Below are 17160 nucleotides of genomic sequence, written 5' to 3'. Positions count from 1 at the left end.
GTGCTGCGGGGCGTGGATCCGGCCCGGGATCCACGGCCCCGCGCCTGTTCGCCACCCCGTCGTCGCCTTCTCGAACACGACATGCCTCGATGCGTTCCGACCCGACGTCGGGCGGACGGCTATGACATCGACCATTATTCATATTGATTTCTATACATGGAAAAGTTCCTCTGAAAAGGTGGTGAGCATGCGGGATGAGTCGAGCAAGCAGCACTGGCCGGGCGGCGCGGCAGCCTCCGAGGCCCCGGGGTCGACCCAGGGGTTCCCGGTGCAGCCGCCGTACCACGGCCTCCGGAGCGACACCGCCGCGCTCGACTGGGAAGAGCTGAACGCCCTGCCGACGGGCTGGTCGACCCGGCGCGGACTGGGCACCTGCTGACAATCGGGGCCACCGGGCGGGTCCAGCGCCGGTTTTCGCACACCTGTCGGGTAGCTTCTCCTGGTCCGATCCACCGGCACGACAGGAGAAGCTCCGCGCATGGGCAAGAAGACGATCCACGTCTCCGACTTCAGCGGCACGGTCCTCCAGGCCGACGACGAGATGGTTCGCGTCGTGGTACTGGAGCACCCTGACCTGGTCGCCGGGCCCGTACGGTTGGACGCCACCCCGGCCGAGGTGGAGCAGATCGACGACGCCGCGCTCGACGTCGCGGTGGTCGAGATCCACGACGGGCTCGACGGGGGCGAGCCCCGCCGGGTGGTGCTCAACGCCAGCGAGTTCGACTCCATGGCGACCGACGTCCCGATGGCCCAGCTGCTCAGGACCGCCGAGCGGGTCAAGCCGCCGAAGGCCCGCAAGAGCGCCGAGAAGATCGACTACGGCACGATCGAGCACGCCGGCAAGCCACACCGGGGCCGGGTCACCGAGGAGGAGGCCCGGTTGGTCCGGGAGCAGCTCGACGAGGTCAACAAGCGCCTCGCCGACGCCGGCCTGCGCCAGATCGACCCGACGGACCCGGACCACGCCACCCGGTACGCCTTCACCCAACCCGCCTGACCCGACACGCCCTGATCGACCCACCCTCGGCGAGCCACGGCCCCCGACCATCCGGTCGGGGGCCGTTTCCGCGCCCCCGAGGGAGCGGGCGGGCGACGAGGGCTGATCAGCGGGAATTCGTTGACGATCATCGATAGAGATAGTTAGATTTCTCAACTAACAGGGAAAGCGCTTGCCACCACCACCGCTGCTCCACCGACAGGCGCCTCCACCCCGCGCACCTCCGTCCCGAGGAGTCGACAGATGCGTCGCGAGCACCATCCGAGCACCCGACCCGCACGGCGGATCGGCCTGACGGCCGTCGCCACCCTCACCCTCGCCGCCGCCACCGCAGCGGTCGTCGCCCCGGCCACCGCCCTGGCGGCCACCGTCGACCCCAACACCAGCTACGTGCTGGTCAACCGGCACAGCGGCAAGGCGATGGACCTGTACGACTGGGCCACCGCCGACGGTGCCCCGGTCAACCAGTTCACCCGCAACGACCTGGCCGTGCAGCAGTGGCGCTTCGTCGACGTGGGCAGCGGCTACCACCAGATCCGGTCGGTGCACAGCGGCAAGGTGTTGGAACTGCCGAACACCACCGACGGGACCCCACTGGTGCAGAACACCGCCGTCGGCGGCAACACCAGGCAGCACTTCCGGCTCGCCGACTCCGAGGGGGGTCACGTCCGGCTGATCAACAGGCACTCCGACAAGGCCGTCGAGGTGTGGGAATGGTCCACCGCCGACGGCGGCACCATCGCCCAGTACCAGGACCTCGACGGATGGAACCAGCAGTGGCGGTTGACCCCGCTGGGCACCGGCAGCGCCTGCGGGGGCGGCTCCTTCAACGCCGAGGCCGTACTCAACGGGAGCACCTGGACCGCCCGCAACGGTGGCAGCACCGTCTACACCGGGACCGACATGCGGGCCGCGGTGCAGGCGGCGATCGGCAGCCTCAGCGCCGGCCGGACCAGCAAGCAGCGGGTGGTGGTCCGGGGCTCCGGGTCGATCAGCGCGAACTCCCGGATCTCCCTGCCCAGCTACACCACCATCGACGTGTGCGGCACCATCAACGTCACCGGAACCGGCTCGGGTGACCAGGCCCCCATCTACTCCCGGGGCACCACCCAGGTCGAGGTGCAGAACCTCACTGTCACCGGCAGCCCCCTGTACGGCATCTTCATGCGCAACGTCACCGAGGTGACCCTCGGACAGATCGACATGCGGCTCTCCCGGGGCCTCGGCGTCCGGATCGACAACCGGGGCGACACCAGCCAGTGGTCCCGCAACATCAGGATCAACAACGTGTACGTCTCCGGAGCGAGCTCGCACGCCGTGGAGACGTACGGGGTGGACGGGCTGACCGTCGGCACCGTCACCGCCCGCAACGTCGGGGAGTCCGGTCTGCTGCTCAACCAGACCATCAACGCCACGGTCACCACCGTCGACGCCGAGAACGCCGGGGCGGGCACCGGGTACGCCGCCTTCCGGATGGCCAACCGCAACGGGCGGGTCGGCTCCAGCTACCCGACCAACATCAGGGTCGGCACGGTGAAGGCACGCGGTGGGGGCCGGGGCATCTTCTGCGTCTCCGAGTCCGGTGGCGCGACCATCGACCGGGTCGACATCGCCAACACCGGCAACAACGCCGTCCTCATCGAGAACTGCTACGGGGTGAACATCGCCGCCAACGGGGGCACCATCAGCGGGGGCGGGGAGGTCCGACTGGCGGCCCGCAGCGAGTTCCCCGGCAACCGGGACATCACCCTGCGGAACTTCACCCTGACCAACAGTCGGATCACCGAGAACCCCTGCACCACCAACCTGACCATCAGCAACGTCACCCTGAACAACTCGACGATCAACCGCTGCTGAGCCTCGATCCGGCCCGTCCGGCCGCCGCCGACCCGGGTCGGCGGCGGCCGTGGCGTACCCTCCTTCGGACGCGGGAGGTGCGACGATGCGGCTGTCGGTGGGGTGTGCGATGTGGACGCACAAGCAGTGGCAGGGCCGACTGACGACCCACCCCCTGCCGGCCCACGAACGGCTACGGCACTACGCGAGCTGGTGTGACGCGGTCGAGGGGAACACCACCTTCTACGCCACCCCGACCCGGGAGACCGTCGCCACCTGGGCGGAGCAGACCGACCCGGGCTTCCGGTTCGTGGTCAAACTCCCCAAACCCGTCACCCACGAACGTCGGCTCACCGACGTCGACGAGCCGATGCGCGCCTTCCTGGACGCGATGGAACCGCTCGGCCCCCGGGTCCACGCCCTCTGGATCCAGCTACCGGCCTCCTTCGGCCCCACCGACCTGCCGACCCTCGCCCGGTTCCTGCGCCGTCTCCCCGAGGCCCACCGGTCCGCCGTCGAGGTCCGGCACCCCGACTTCTTCACCGACCGCCAGGCGGCGACGCTGCTCGAAGGGGTCCTCGGTGACGTCGACGCCGAGTGGGTCCCCTTCGACACCACCGAGTTCTTCCGTACCCCGCCGAGCAGTGACGCCGAGCGGGACGCCTGGCTGAAGAAGCCGCGCACGCCGCTGCGTACCACCGCCCTGACCGACCGACCGATAGTCCGTTACCTCGGTCGGGACGCCGAGGACCGTACCGTCGAGGGTTGGCAACGGTGGGTCGGAACCGTGACCGACTGGCTCCGCGAAGGGCGCTCGCCGACGGTGTTCGTCCACACCCCGGACAACGCCGACGCCCCGGTCCTCGCCCGCCGCTTCCACGACGAGGTACGCGCCCGGGTCCCCGACCTCGCCCCACTCCCCACGCCGATCCCGGTCGAACGACCACTGACCCTGTTCTGACGCCCGTTCGGGCACCGACCACGGTCCGTCGCCCGGCGGCGGGTCCGCCTCCGCCGGGCGACGCGACGATCAGAGATAGACCACCCGACTGCGGCGGTCGGCGGTGACCGCGTCCAGGCCGGGCGCGTCGAGATCCACGTAGAGCTGGAGCAGTTGGACCACCGGGTCGAGGTTCACCCCCGCCGGGAGCGGAAGGTGGATGGTGTCGTTGTTCGGCCGGTTCGGTGAGCCGGAGGAGTCCCACACCGCGCGGACCACGTTGCCGTCCGGGCCGGTCGCCTCGACCTGGGCCCGCAGCGTCTTCGGGGTGCCGGTGGAATCGATGACCGCGGTGAACGATCCGGTCGCGGGGTCCTTTACGACCGAGAACTTGACGCCACCGACCACCTGCACCACCGCCCCGATGGTCAGGCCGCGCACCGCGAAACTCAGGGTCCGGGCCAGCCCCCCGGTCGAGGCGAGGGAGGCCGGGTTGGGGGCCACGAAGACCTGACCGTCGGTGAACTGCTCAATGTCGGCCTGGCACTTGTACGCGCCGCCCTTCGGCAGCGGCTGGTACACCCCCGTGTTCGACGCGGGCGCCGACTGGGTCAGGGTGTAGGAGAGCCCCACGTCCCCACCGGAGACGTTGTGCGCGTAGAGGGACGGTTCACCGTCGATGTTGATCACCTCGAACTGCACACCACCGGTCTGGTACGGGTCGGACGTCTCCCCCCGCAGCGCCAGCACCAGCATCGGCAGGACGTTCGCCGCCACGCTCGCCACCTGCACCAGGGAGCCCAGCCAGTCGTCGAGCCCGGTCAGTCCGGCCCGCCCCGGCTTCACCGGCGCGGGGTCGGGAGCGGCCGCCGCACTGCCCGGTGCGACCAACCCGACAGTCGCGGCGGCACCGCCGAGCACTGCCGCGCCCCGCATCACGTCCCGGCGGCTCACCGACCGACGACGGTGCTGTTCATCCTGCATCTCCGACCTCCGCATCCGGCTGTGATGTGCCGTGAGGTCGGTGTCGCACCCCACCGCCACACCCTGGGCGCAGGTGATGCTACTCCCCGTAAACATCGAAATCCATCTCTGAAAGGGGGGTGTGCCCGTCCGTCGACCCGGGCACGGCCGGTGAACGGCGGTGTCACCGGGCTCGCCGCCCTCCTCGGCCTCCCCGACAGCCGGTACGGTGAACCGACCGAGGCCGGGCGGTCGGACGGTCCGGGGTGAGGGAGGGGCCACGTGGCGTCCAGGGAAGCCGACATCGCCGAGGAGCAGGCGTACTTCGACGCGGCGGCGAAGCACCGCGACCGGCGCCGCGACGACCTGCGGAGGCTGCCGTCGGCAGCCGCGCACACCGGCGCCGCCGCCCACCTGCGCCGGTACGCCGACGCGGCCACGAAGGCGCTCGGCGCGGCGGACGAGGCGGTGGCTTTCGGCCGGATCGATGCCGAGTCGGGCGAGATCCGGTACGTCGGGCGGCACCTGATCCGGGACGCCCACGGCGAGGTGCTGGTGGTCAACTGGCACGCGCCGGCCGCCGCCGGCTGGTTCGAGGCCACCGTGGACAACCCTGCGGGAGTACGCCGCAAGCGCGCCTTCACCTGCACCGGAAACACCATCGAGGAGCTCACCGACACGATCCTGGCCGAGATCGCCGAGGCGGTGGACGCGCACCTGCTGGCCGAGCTGACCCGCAGGCGTACCGGCACCATGCGGGACATCGTGGCCACCATCCAGGCGGCCCAGTTCGCGCTGATCCGCGCCCCACGCGACCAGGTGCTGGTGATCGAGGGCGGCCCCGGCACCGGCAAGAGCGCGGTGGCCCTGCACCGGGTCTCCTGGCTGCTGTTCCAGCACCGTACCGAGATGTCGGCCCCGGACGTGCTGGTGGTCGGGCCGAACCCCACCTTCGTGCGCTACATCGGGCAGGTACTGCCCGCCCTCGGCGACGAGGGGGTGGAGCTGTGCGACGTCGGCCGGCTCGCCCCGCAGGTGCCGCTCGGGCGCACCGAGCCGGACGCGGTCACCCGGATCAAGGGCGAGGCGCGGATGGCCGACCTGCTGGCCCGCGCGCTGGACGCTCGGATCGGCACCCCCGACCCGGCCGAACGGCTGCTGGTCGGCGGCCGGTTCGTCACGATTCCCGGGGCCGAGGTCGCCGAGGCGCTCGCCGGGGCGCGGGCCGCCGCCCTGCCGTACTCCGGTCGGCGACGGCTGCTTCGTGACCGGCTCTCCGCCCTGGTGGCCGCCCGCACCGGCGTCGACCCGGGCGGGGCGGACTCGGTCGGCAACCTGGCCGAACGGCTCTGGCCACAGCAGACCCCGACCGGTCTGCTGCGCGACCTGCTCGGCTCCACCGCCCGGCTGCAGGCCGCCGCCGGGGACGCGTTCACCCCGGCGGAGGTGACGGCGCTGCACCGGCGCGGCGCGGACCGGCTGTCCCGGGAGACCTGGTCACCCACGGACCTGCCGCTGCTGGACGAGCTGACCCACCTGATCGACGGGCCGGGGCGGCGGTACGCCCACGTGGTGGTCGACGAGGCGCAGGACCTGTCCCCGATGCAGCTGCGGGCGGTGGCCCGACGCAGCGCCACCGGGTCGCTGACGGTCGTCGGCGACCTCGCACAGTCCACCGGCAGCTGGGCGCGCGACTCGTGGGACGAGGTCCTCGCCCACCTGCCGACCCGACACCCGGCCAGGATCACCCCGCTGCAGTACGGCTACCGCGTACCCCGCCAGGCGTACGCGACGGCGGCACCCCTGCTGGAGGTGGCCGCACCGGGGGTGGCCCCGCTGGAGGTGGTCCGGGACGGGCCGGCGGAGACCGGCGTACACCGGGTCGGCCTGGCCGAGCTGGCCGGTCGGGCGGTCACGGTGGCGCGGGAGCACGCCGACGCCGGCCGCTTCGTCGGCGTGGTCTGCCCGCCCCGGCAACGGCGGCCGGTCGAGACGGCGCTGGCCGCCAACGGCATCACCTGGAGTAGCGCCGACCGCGGTGAGCTGGGCGGCGCGGTCAACCTGATCAGCCCGCAGGAGGCCAAGGGCCTGGAGTTCGACGCGGTGGTGGTGGTCGAACCGGTGGAGATCGTGGCCAGCGACGAACGTGGTCACCGCCTGCTCTACGTGGCGCTGACCCGCACCACCGGGCACCTCGACATCGTCTGCACCGGGGACCCGGTGCCGCTGGCCGCGCCGACCCGCCCCCGGCCGCCGGTCGGCGGTGGGCCAGACCCGACGTTCACCCGGCGGGAGGTGCACCGGCTGGCCCAGCACCTCACCGGCCAGTTGCGCAGCGCCGCGCCACCTGAGTTCTGGGCCGAGGTGCTGGACGAGGTGCGGGCGAGCCTGTCGCCGGGCGGGTCCGTCAGCTCCGGGCCTGCGGCGGGCGACTGATCGCCGCCGAGTCGAGCCGGCGGCCCACCGTCCACTGCAGGATCTCGTGCTCGACGTCGGCCTTCTTGGCCTTGCTGGACACCGCGATGCCCAGCTCCTTGGCCAGCGCCCGCAGTTTCGGCACGCTGAGCTTCAGGTCGGCGAGGTAACGCGCGCCGGCCGCCCGGTCGCCGATCGTCACGAGGTCGGCGCGTACCCGCTCGGTGTCCACCCCGGCCGAGGCCGGTGCGGCGGTCGACCGGCGGGCGGGCCGGGCCTTGTCGACCACGGAGAGTTTCGCCGTGCCGTCGGCGAGCGCGGCGAGCTGGTCGGCGGGGAGCGTGCGGACGAACTCGGCCACCCGCAGCAGGACGGCGTGCGCGAGGTCGGCGGGGTCGGTCACCGGTCGTTCTCCTTCTACGGGCGGGTGCGAGCCAGGAACTCGCTGGCCAGCTGTTCGAGTTCGTACTGCACCCTGTCGTTGGCGTTCGGCACCAGCACGGCGGGTAGTCGCCGTTCACCCGCCGTGCCGAACAGGGTCTTGTTCTCCCGGATGGTCTGCCGGAAGCTCGGAACCTCAAGGCTGTCGGCGTGCGCCAGGTAGTTACGGGACGCGTTGATCGGCCCGTTCCCGGCGTACTGGATCATAGTGAACACCACACCCAGGTACTGCGGGTCGATCATCGGCCCGGGGGCGGCCACCCGGTTGAAGTCGCGAACCAGCTCGGACACCTTGCTCCGCAGGTAGTCGATGCCGAGCGTGGACAGGTAGTCGGGCCGCGCCGGGGTCAGAATGTGATCGCTGGCCACGATTCCGGTCCGGGTGACCATGGTGAAGTTCGGCGCGCAGTCGATCAGAACGTCGTCGTACCCGGTGAACTCCTCGGTGCCGAGCCCGTCGGCGAGCGACCGGTGCAACGGCAGGAAGTGCGGGCTGCCGTGCTGGAAACGCGATCCGCCGAGCGCCGCGGCGATGTCCAGGTCCACGTCGACCAGGCCCAGATGGGAGGCGACCAGGTCGAGCCGGCCGCCGTCGGGCAGCAGCGCGTTCGCCGGTTCCGGAGTCAGCACGTACGGGTGCAGCGGATCTGTGGGCCCGTCGGCCAGCACCGACCCGTACCACTGCAGGATCGTCTTCTCGTACGCGAGGTTGCGCTCCCAGTCCTCCGCCGAGTAGAACGAGAAGGTGAGGCTGGCTTGCGGATCCAGGTCGATCAGCAGGACCCGACGGCCCCGGGCGGCGAGCGCGGCACCGAGATTCGCGGTGATCGTGGTCTTACCGACCCCACCCTTGTAGTTGATCACGGACGTGATGCTCATGCCACTCCCCGCATCGAACCATGATCGCAGCAACCACCACCCTCCGCGAGCCTCGATCCGATGCCCGCAACAACGGTGGCTACTGGCCGCCTACGAGAAAACCCGATTGGCCGTGGACACCTGTCGCCGTGTGGCACGTCCGTCAAGGCTACTGTCCCCGGATGGTGAGGCCTAGTTCCTCGACGGTCAGGCGGCTGAGATCAACGAGTTGGTCCTCGCTGAGGGTGACGCCGCGCAGGTCGTCGAGAGCGGCCTTGAGGCCCCCGAGCGTGTTGCCGCGCAGATCGGCGCCGGTGAGCCGGCAGGACTTCACCTCCAGGCCGTCCAGGCGGCACGACCTGAACGCGATACCGGGCAGGCGACAGGAGGACCAGGCGGCGTCGGTGAGAATGCACTCGACGAACCCCACCGCCCCGGCGGCCGCGACCCGGGTGAAAGTGGCGTAGTCGAATCGGCAGCCCTCGAAGAGCACTTCCTTGAGGCGGACGTCGGCGAACCGGGTACCGGTGAACCGGCAACCGGTGATCGCGCTGCGTTCGATCGTCACACCCGACAGCAGCGCCCCGGACAGGTCGGTGCGGACGACCTCGCAGCCGAACAGGGTGCCCGCCTTCCAGGTGCTCTCGCCGAGATCCGTACCGACGATCCGACTCCCCCACACCCGGACGTCGTCGAGGACGGCACTCCGCCAGGAGGCACCCTCGACGAGGACGTCGTCGAGTTCGTCGTCCACGTCGGTGGTGAGGTCGAGGTCCTCGGGATCGAGGTCCGGAAGCAGGATCGTCACGTCACCGACCGCGCTGGTCCGCATGCTCCCTCTCCCCTGGCCACGAGAGGCACCGGTGCAGGTACGCCGGTACCGATACAGGTCCGCCGGCATCACACCACGTCCACAGCGGCCGATCCAGTCCATCTGCTCCCCGGCCGCCGGGGGCATTCGGGGCGTACCCGGAAATGAAGAAAGGCTCTGCTCCGGAGTGAACCCCCAGATCAGAGCCTTTATTGCTGGTGCGCCGCCAGGGACTCGAACCCCGAACCCGCGGATTAAGAGTCCGCTGCTCTGCCAGTTGAGCTAGCGGCGCTCGGTGGCAACGGGGAGAACCTTAGCACGGCCTTTCGGAGGGGTCCCAATCCGATACCCCCTCCCCCCTTCGGTCGAGCTTAACGGACATAGGCGGTCAAATCTTCGACTCTGTCGGATCCAGGGGCCACGGTCTCGACGGCGTACGGCACGATGTGCGCCAGGAACGTGAGAACTGAGGTGGGAATGCACAGTTTCACGCGGGCCGGGTCGGTGGTGGCCGCGCTGGCCCTGACGGCGTCGGTCGCACTGGTGGGCTGCGGCAGCGGCGGGAACCAGGCTGATTTCGTGGCTGGGGCGACTCCGACGCCGGGTAGTTCGGTGGGGGGCGTCTCGGCGGGGCCGGGTGACTCGTCGGCGCTGCCGGACCTGGAGGTCACTCCGAAGGACGGGGCGAAGAACCGGCCGGTCAGTACGGAGATCGGGGCGAAGTTGCCCGACGGTGGCAAGGTCACCGAGGTCGTCCTGACCACGGCCGACGGTGACGAGGTCGAGGGGTCGGTGCGGACCGACGGGTCGACGTGGGTGCCGAGCAAGCCCCTGAAGTATGGCAAGAAGTACACCGCGAAGGTCGTCGGCACCGCGGCGGACGGGCGGACCCAGCAGGGCGAGACCTCGTTCACCACGATGGCCAAGCCCAAGTCGACGATCACCTCGGGGCTCTACCTGTTCGACGACAAGTCGTACGGGGTGGCCATGCCGGTGGTCGCCGAGTTCCATCCGGGGATCCCGGAGAAGGACCGGGCGGCGGTGCAGAAGCGGATGTTCGTCCAGACCGACCCGCCGCAGCCGGGTGCCTGGCACTGGGTGTCCAACGGCACGCAGGCGTACTACCGGGCTCCGGAGTACTGGAAGCCCGGGACGACGCTGGCGGTCCGGATCGCCCTGGAGGGCATTCCGCTGAGCAACGGCCGGCACGGCAACGTCGACCGCACGGCGACGGCGAAGATCGGCCGGTCCTTCGAGATGAAGGTCGACAACGCCACCAAGCAGATGACCGTGTACGAGGCCGGCAAGGTGATCAAGACCATGCCGGTGAGCCTGGGCAAGAAGAGCACCCCGTCGTCGAGCGGCACGATGGTGGTGATGGAGAAGAAGGCGGCCACCGTCTTCGACACCATGGAGGAACTCGGCCCGGAGGAGGGGTACGTCACCGACATCGAGTTCGCCCAGCGGATCACCTGGGGCGGGGAGTACATCCACGCCGCCCCGTGGTCGGTCCAGCACCAGGGTCAGCGCAACGTCTCGCACGGCTGCGTGAACGTGTCGACCGAGAACGCGAAGTGGTTGTTCGACCAGAGCCGGGTCGGTGACCCGATCACGATCAAGGGCACCGAGCGCAAGCTGGCCGCCGGTAACGGTTGGACGGCCTGGAACCTCGACTGGGCGGAGTTCGTCAAGGGCAGTGCCCTGCCGGTGCCCCAGGGTGGTGCGGAGGCGGCCCTCGCCCTCTGACATCCCGACCCACTGACCCCCGTCGGGCGCGCGAGCGCGCGACGGGGGTCAGCGCACGTCGGGGTCGGACTGCGACGGGTCGGCGTACGGAGGGAACAGCGCGACGAAGGTCAGCGGTCGTCGAGGGTCGGGCTGCGGCAGGGCCGCGTACGACAGGGGTCGACACGTCCGTCGGTCTCGATCGCAAAAGGTGGATCTTGCCGCCAATCGGTGATAATTGCCGGGATGTGCCGGACGGTCGTCGGAAACCGGACCTGGATCCGGTACGTCGGACAGACGACGGGCAGTCGCCGAACCACGACAGTGAGGGAATCATGCGAGTCAGCCAGAACGAGTCGATCCGGTCCGCCGGCCACCGACGCGGTGGGCGACGCCGCGTGTCCGCCACGGCGGTGCTGGCCGCGGTCCTGGCGTTCACAGTCGCCTGCACCTCCGGTGGCGGCGGTGGCACCACGAACGACGACGCCCCGGGCCTGTCGGGTGGGGTCGAGGACCCGCCGAAGGCGTCGGCGGTGATCACCGCGCCGGTGGCGGACGCGAAGGACGTGCCGGCCTCCACCGCCGTCACCTTCACCACCGACCAGGCGACGGAGACGACCGTCGAGCTCACCGACGCCGCCGGCGAGGCCGTCGAGGGCAAGCTCGACGAGGAGGGTACGACCTGGTTGCCGACCGGTGCACTGGAGTACGGCGAGACGTACACCGTGACGGTGACCGCGACCGGTGACGACGGCCGGCCGTCGGAGACCACCAGCACCTTCACCACGATGGCCAAGCCCTCCAAGCAGGTCCGGGTGACGAGCTTCCTCGGCGACGACCAGGTGGTGGGGGTGGGGATGCCGTTGATCGTCAGGTTCGGTCGGGAGGTCCCGGAGAAGTACCGGGCCGACGTGCAGCGGCGGATGACCGTCACCTCCGAGCCGGCGCAGGAGGGGGTCTGGCGGTGGTCCAGCCCGACCGAGGTCCGGTACCGGCCGAAGGAGTTCTGGCAGGCGGGCAGCACGGTGTCGTACCGGGTGCAGACCGGTGGGCTGCCGATGGGCGCGGGCTGGTTCGGCCGCAACGACCTCTCCGTGGACATCAAGGTCGGCCGTGAGCTGCTGATGTCGGTGGACAACAAGGCGAAGAAGATGACTGTGACCAGGGACGGGAAGGTGGTCAAGACCATCCCGGTGAGCCTGGGCAAGAAGAGCACCCCGTCGTCGAGCGGGACGATGCTGGTGATGGAGAAGCTGCGTAAGACGGTCTTCGACACCTTCGACGAGCTGGGTCCGGAGGACGGGTACCGGACGAAGATCGACTACGCCCAGCGGCTCACCTACGGCGGCGAGTTCATCCACGCCGCGCCCTGGTCGGAGGGGCAGCAGGGGCGGACCAACGTCTCGCACGGCTGCGTGAACGTGTCGATGGCCAACGGTGCCTGGCTGTTCGAGAACACCCGGGTCGGTGACCCGATCACCGTCAAGGGCACCGAGCGTCGGCTCCAGGTGGGCAACGGGTGGACGGACTGGGCGATGGACTGGGACGAGTACGTCAAGGGCAGCGCCCTGCCGTACGAGCCGGCCGCCGATAACTGACCCGCAGCCGCCGTTGCCCCCACCGTGCCCCCGGCACACCCCACGGCGCCCGGCGCCACCCCATCCGCTTCGCAGGGTTGATCAAGGGATTTGCGTCAGATTCCGCGCTGATCATGACGCAAATCCCTTGGTCGACAGGGATGGCGGGCACGTCGGGCTGGCCTCTACGGCAGCCCTGGAACGCGTCAGGCCCCCTCCCGGAGGAGGGGGCCTGACCTGCGGTGGAGTCGATCCACCAAGCGGGTGACTGATGGGAATTGAACCCACGACAACCGGGACCACAACCCGGTGCTCTGCCAACTGAGCTACAGCCACCATGTCCGCCCATCGGAGCGGAGCGCACTAATAATAGCCACACCCGACGGCTCGGCGTCCACCGGGTTCCCGCCTCGCCGACGACGGGTTCGGAGCAGTGCCGGGCCGGGTGCAGTCGAGGACGGTGACGGGTTCGGAGCAGGGCAACGACGGGTTCAGAGGGTGGCGGCGATCGACCGGGCGGTCTCCACGTCCGGGCCGGGCAGCGGCACGAAGACGGTACGTCGGTAGTACTCCAGCTCGCGGATGCTCTCCCGGATGTCGGCGAGCGCCCGGTGGGCCAGCCCCTTCTTGGGCTGGCCGAAGTACACCCGGGGGTACCAGCGACGACACAGCTCCTTGATGGAGGAGACGTCGATCATGCGGTAGTGCAGGTGGGCGTCGAGGCGGGTCATGTCCCGGGCGATGAACCCCCGGTCCGTGGCGATCGAGTTGCCGCACAGCGGCGCGCTGCGCGGGTCCTTGACGTACTGGGTGACGTAGTCGAGCACCATGTCCTCGGCCTCGGCGAGGGTGACCGTCGACCGCCGGACCTCCTCGGTCAGGCCGGACTTGCCGTGCATCGTCTGGACGATCTCCGGCATCGCCGCCAGCGCCTCGTCGTCGGCGTGGATCACCACGTCGACGCCCTCGCCGAGGACGTGGAGGTCGGGGTCCGTGACGAGCGCCGCCACCTCGATCAGCTTGTCCCGACCGAGGTCGAGCCCGGTCATCTCACAGTCGATCCAGACGAGGAGGTCAGCCACCGCCACAGACTAGCCGCAGCCTGCCGGCCCGCGCCTACACACCTTGTTCGTCGTGGCCCGCTAGGGTTTGCCCGTGCCAGCCGAACCCGCCGCTCCCCCTGCCGTCAGGAACGAGGACAGTGGCAGCCGCAGGCTCCGTCGGATCGTCACGGTGCTCGCCCTGGCGGCCGTGGTGCCCGCCCTCTACCTGCCGGGACGGGTGCACGACTTCTTCGACCTGAAGATCTACATGCGGGCGATGGAGTGGTGGGCCTCCGGCCGCCCGTTGTACGACTACGTCCAGCCCGACCGGGTCCAGGGTGAGTTGTACTTCACGTACCCCCCGTTCACCGCGCTGCTGTTGCGGCCCTTCGCGTTGCTTCCGCTCGGCGTGACCCAGGCGATCTTCACGGTGGCCACCGTCGTCGGGGTGGTGGTGACCACCCGGTGGCTGCTCCTGCCGCTGGTCGAGCGGCACGGTCTGCCCCGGGTGTTCACCGTGACGGTGGGGGTCCTGCTGGTCCTCTCCGTGGAGAGCACCCGGGAGACCATCACCTTCGGTCAGATCAACATGCTGCTCGTCGTGCTGATCCTGGCCGACCTGCTCTTCGCCGTACCCCGGGGGTCTCGGTGGGCCGGGGTGGGCGTGGGGCTGGCGACGGCGCTCAAGCTCTTCCCGGGGCTGTTCATCGTCTACCTGCTGGCGGCCCGCAGGTGGCGGGCGGCGGCGGTGGCCAGCGGTGCCGCCGCGGTGGCGACCCTGCTCGCGGCGGCGGTCGCGCCGGGGGACTCGTGGCGGTTCTGGACCCACGAGCTGTGGTCGACCGAGCGGGTCGGGCGCACCGACTACACGGGCAACCAGTCGTTGTTCGGGCTGCTCAGCCGGTTCACCGCCCCGGATCGCCCGAGTCAGGTCCTCTGGCTGGCGCTGGTGGCGGTGGTGGCCGGGTTCGGGTTGTGGCGGGCGGTCCGGGCGGCCCGCTCCGGTGACCACCTGACCGGCCTGACCCTGACCGGGCTGGTCGCCGCGCTGGTCTCCCCGATCACCTGGACGCACCACATCTACTGGTTCGTTCCGGCGGTGGTGGTGCTGGTGGGGGCGGTGCTCGACGCGGACCGGGAGACGGCGGCGGGGCGTCGACGACGTCGGTGGCATCTCGCGCTGACCGTCGGTACCTGGCTGTTGATCACGTACGGCGTGGTGACGTTCCAGGACTGGGGGGTCTCTCCGGTACGGACCGACTCACCCGTCGACTTCCTGGTCCGGAACATGTACGTCCTGCTCAGCGTGGTCCTGGTGGCGGCTCTGCCGATCCGAGGGACACCTCGGACGGCGTCTCGGGGGACACCTCGAACGGCGCACGAATCGGACAAAAGTCCCGAGTAACCCTCTTTTCCGCTAATCTGACGCAAGAGCACACAAGTGAACCGTCCTCTCACCGGACGGGACGCTCCCGGACGGCACCGATCCCCCGGTGCAGATGGCCCTCCGTGTCGGCAGCACGGAGGGCCATCGTCGTGCCGGCGGCCGCCCGGACGGACCGGCCCACAGGCCGGGCACCAGGACCGACCAGGAGCCAGGGCCACCGGGGACCAGGGCCGACCGGAGACCAGGCCCGGGGGTCGGGGTCGGCCGGGGACCAGGGCCGGGTCAGCGGTCGGGCGGGGCGGCGGGGCGCAGCCGGCTCGGCACCGTGAGGGGTCGGGGGGTGGCCTGCGGCCCGGTCGGCGGCCAGGTCAGCGCGGTCGGTCCGGAGCTCGTCGGTCGGGGTCGGGGTGGCCCACCGAGGTCGCCGCCCGGAGACCCCGGTTCGGAGCCGAGGTTCGGGCGGGCGCCGACCCCGACCGGTTCCCGCTCGCCGGGTCGGGTCGGCCGCGTCCCGAGACCGCTGAGCGAGGTGACCCCGAGGCGACCGGCGAGCACCGGCACCTGGTCGGGCTCGACGACGAACACCACCTCCCGGGGCCGGGCGCGGCGCAGCAGCACCGCCAGGCCCGCAGCGGCGAGCAGGGTCCCGCCCGCGAGCAGCCCTGCGGTCAGGACGGGCAGCCAGCCGAGGGTCCACCGACCTCGCAGGTCCAGGGCCAGGCCCGGCCGTCCGTCGGTCCGCATCACCACCAGACCGAGCCGCTGTCCGGTCAGGTCCTGCGGCCGCCATTGCAGGGTGCCGACGCCCTGACGGACCCAGGGGACCTGCCGGGGGGAGACCACCGGCCCGGTGGCGCGCGGCGACGCGGCGGCGGGGTCGAGGCGTACCGGAAGGGGTCCTCGGGACAGGCCGACCCGCTGCACCGTGGCGTGCGGGAACCCGGCCGCCCACCGACGGATCTCCTCGGTCGGGGCGAGGCCCACGAAGGCGGGGGTGCCGCCGGTGTCGGCGTCCAGGCGGATCCGGCCGCCGCCGGTCCGGGCGAAGGGTAGGTCGGCGTCGACCAGTTCGGTCAGGTCCTCGACGACGACGGCGTGCCCGGTGGTGCGGACCGGCTCGAAGCGGGTGGTGAAGGCCGTGCCGTCGTCGGCGTGCCGGGCGACGAGACCCAGCAGGCCCCCGGCGGTGACCGTCAGCACCCCGACGAGCAGCAACAGCAACCCGGCGATCGACCGCGCGAACCGCATCCGTCTTCCCCTCCTCGGCCTGGTACCCGGCCGACCTTACCCAGGCAAAGGAGACATTCAGCGGATATCGCCGCGAAGCATCGGGGAAACGGCGTCGGCCCGCCGGGAACACCCGACGGGCCGACGATCGCTGTCGGTCAGCTCTTCGGCTCGGTCGGGGCCGCCGCGACCGCCGGGGTCTCCCGACGGGTACGGACGAACGCCAGCCCGCCCAGCACCAGCCCGGCCAGCCCGGCGACCAGTCCGGCCACCCCGAGCCCGGTCGACGCCCCGGAACCCTCCGCCCGGTCGTCCCCGGCGTCCTCCCCCGCCGCGGCGGCCGGCTCCGTCGCCCCGTCCGCACCGGCTGCGGTCAGGGTGAGCACCGGGGCCGGATCCTGCGGCTCCTCCCCACCGGCCACCGGGGGCTCGATCCAGCGCTGGACGTTGCCGTCGGAGTAGGTCTGCAACGCCCGGAACACCATCGTGTCGACCTCAGGCAGAGGACCCATCGAGACCGGGAACTCCTGGAACTCGCCCGGCTTGACCCCACCGCCCTCGGCCGCCGTCCAGGTCAGCTTGGACACCGCCTCGGTGAGTTCGGCACCGTGCACCTCGATCGGCGGGCTGACCGGTCGCCGCTCCACCGTCACCGTCCACCCCGGGACCGGCAACGTCGACACCGACCCGACCGGCGCGTCCTCCGGCAGGGTCACCTCCAGCTTCACCGTGGAGGCGGTGTCGCTCTCGTTCGGCACCCGGAACGCCACCCGGCTGTAGGCGCCCTGCTCGGCCTCGCCCGGACTGACCGTGACGTGCGCGGCGGCGGGTGCCCCGACACCCAGGACGAGGGCGGCGGCGGCACCGAGCGTGAGCGCGACGGAGGTGGCGGTACGCCGGGGACGGATCATCAGTGGAACCTTCCTTCGGGACGGGCCTG

14 protein-coding genes, 2 tRNA genes and 1 pseudogene are annotated in these 17160 nt (G+C 70.9%); 8 read left to right on the top strand and 9 right to left on the bottom strand.

Annotated elements, in window-relative coordinates; all coding sequences use genetic code 11:
• Nucleotides 1–187: 187 nt before the first annotated feature.
• The 4 genes from WHN02_RS10175 (at nt 188) to WHN02_RS10160 (ending at nt 3794) form a co-directional block, all read left to right on the top strand.
• Nucleotides 188–379 (top strand): hypothetical protein, encoded by a 192-nt coding sequence (locus tag WHN02_RS10175; protein WP_434743104.1) that lies wholly within the window; start codon nt 188–190, stop codon nt 377–379.
• A gap of 99 nt (nt 380–478) precedes the next feature.
• Nucleotides 479–997: a hypothetical protein gene (locus WHN02_RS10170; protein WP_434743103.1), complete on the top strand. Its 519-nt coding sequence runs from the start codon at nt 479–481 to the stop codon at nt 995–997.
• Between the two features lie 243 nt (nt 998–1240).
• The gene (locus tag WHN02_RS10165; RefSeq protein WP_434743102.1) at nt 1241–2854 is read left to right on the top strand and encodes an RICIN domain-containing protein; all 1614 of its coding nucleotides are present in this window, start codon (nt 1241–1243) and stop codon (nt 2852–2854) included.
• A 109-nt stretch (nt 2855–2963) separates the two neighbouring features.
• Entirely contained in the window at nt 2964–3794 is an 831-nt protein-coding gene (locus tag WHN02_RS10160; RefSeq protein ID WP_434743896.1) for a DUF72 domain-containing protein, read from the top strand.
• Between the two features lie 69 nt (nt 3795–3863).
• On the opposite strand, the gene WHN02_RS10155 is transcribed toward WHN02_RS10160, so the two are convergent.
• Nucleotides 3864–4757 carry a hypothetical protein gene (locus tag WHN02_RS10155; protein WP_434743101.1) on the bottom strand — a complete coding sequence of 298 codons (894 nt, stop codon included), beginning with the start codon at nt 4755–4757 and terminating at the stop codon, nt 3864–3866.
• Between the two features lie 261 nt (nt 4758–5018).
• On the opposite strand from WHN02_RS10155, the gene WHN02_RS10150 reads away from it, so the two are divergent.
• On the top strand, nt 5019–7172 hold the full coding sequence (locus WHN02_RS10150; RefSeq protein ID WP_434743100.1) for a HelD family protein: 2154 nt from the start codon (nt 5019–5021) through the stop codon (nt 7170–7172).
• On the opposite strand, the gene WHN02_RS10145 is transcribed toward WHN02_RS10150, so the two are convergent.
• From WHN02_RS10145 to WHN02_RS10130, 4 genes and pseudogenes are all read right to left on the bottom strand, one after another.
• The gene (locus WHN02_RS10145) at nt 7144–7554 is read right to left on the bottom strand and encodes a Rho termination factor N-terminal domain-containing protein (protein ID WP_434743099.1); all 411 of its coding nucleotides are present in this window, start codon (nt 7552–7554) and stop codon (nt 7144–7146) included. The genes WHN02_RS10150 and WHN02_RS10145 overlap by 29 nt on opposite strands.
• A 260-nt stretch (nt 7555–7814) precedes the next feature.
• Nucleotides 7815–8450, bottom strand: a pseudogene (locus WHN02_RS10140) (ParA family protein); the annotation flags it as partial.
• 169 nt (nt 8451–8619) lie between these two features.
• The gene (locus WHN02_RS10135) at nt 8620–9282 is read right to left on the bottom strand and encodes a pentapeptide repeat-containing protein (protein WP_434743098.1); all 663 of its coding nucleotides are present in this window, start codon (nt 9280–9282) and stop codon (nt 8620–8622) included.
• Nucleotides 9283–9477: 195 nt separating this feature from the next.
• Nucleotides 9478–9553 (bottom strand) — tRNA-Lys (locus tag WHN02_RS10130).
• A 185-nt stretch (nt 9554–9738) separates the two neighbouring features.
• Between WHN02_RS10130 and WHN02_RS10125 the strand changes: the two genes are divergently transcribed.
• Both WHN02_RS10125 and WHN02_RS10120 read left to right on the top strand, forming a co-directional pair.
• On the top strand, nt 9739–11007 hold the full coding sequence (locus WHN02_RS10125) for an Ig-like domain-containing protein (RefSeq protein WP_434743097.1): 1269 nt from the start codon (nt 9739–9741) through the stop codon (nt 11005–11007).
• Between the two features lie 314 nt (nt 11008–11321).
• Entirely contained in the window at nt 11322–12584 is a 1263-nt protein-coding gene (locus tag WHN02_RS10120) for an Ig-like domain-containing protein (RefSeq protein WP_434743096.1), read from the top strand.
• Between the two features lie 242 nt (nt 12585–12826).
• On the opposite strand, the gene WHN02_RS10115 is transcribed toward WHN02_RS10120, so the two are convergent.
• Nucleotides 12827–12899: transfer RNA gene (locus WHN02_RS10115), tRNA-His, on the bottom strand.
• 155 nt (nt 12900–13054) lie between these two features.
• Entirely contained in the window at nt 13055–13651 is a 597-nt protein-coding gene (gene orn / locus WHN02_RS10110; protein ID WP_434743095.1) for an oligoribonuclease, read from the bottom strand.
• Between the two features lie 67 nt (nt 13652–13718).
• Between orn and WHN02_RS10105 the strand changes: the two genes are divergently transcribed.
• Nucleotides 13719–15011 carry a glycosyltransferase family 87 protein gene (locus WHN02_RS10105; RefSeq protein ID WP_434743094.1) on the top strand — a complete coding sequence of 431 codons (1293 nt, stop codon included), beginning with the start codon at nt 13719–13721 and terminating at the stop codon, nt 15009–15011.
• A 264-nt stretch (nt 15012–15275) separates the two neighbouring features.
• Here the strand turns inward: WHN02_RS10105 and WHN02_RS10100 are convergent, their stop codons facing one another.
• Nucleotides 15276–16241: a hypothetical protein gene (locus WHN02_RS10100; protein ID WP_434743093.1), complete on the bottom strand. Its 966-nt coding sequence runs from the start codon at nt 16239–16241 to the stop codon at nt 15276–15278.
• A 137-nt stretch (nt 16242–16378) separates the two neighbouring features.
• A complete protein-coding gene (locus WHN02_RS10095; protein WP_434743092.1) occupies nt 16379–17131 on the bottom strand; it encodes a YcnI family copper-binding membrane protein in 753 nt (250 codons plus the stop codon).
• Between the last annotated feature and the right edge of the window lie 29 nt (nt 17132–17160).

It is taken from the genome of Micromonospora sp. SH-82 (assembly GCF_051132485.1).
Taxonomy (GTDB): Bacteria; Actinomycetota; Actinomycetes; order Mycobacteriales; family Micromonosporaceae; genus Micromonospora.
This window is presented reverse-complemented; position numbering and strand designations above follow the sequence as displayed.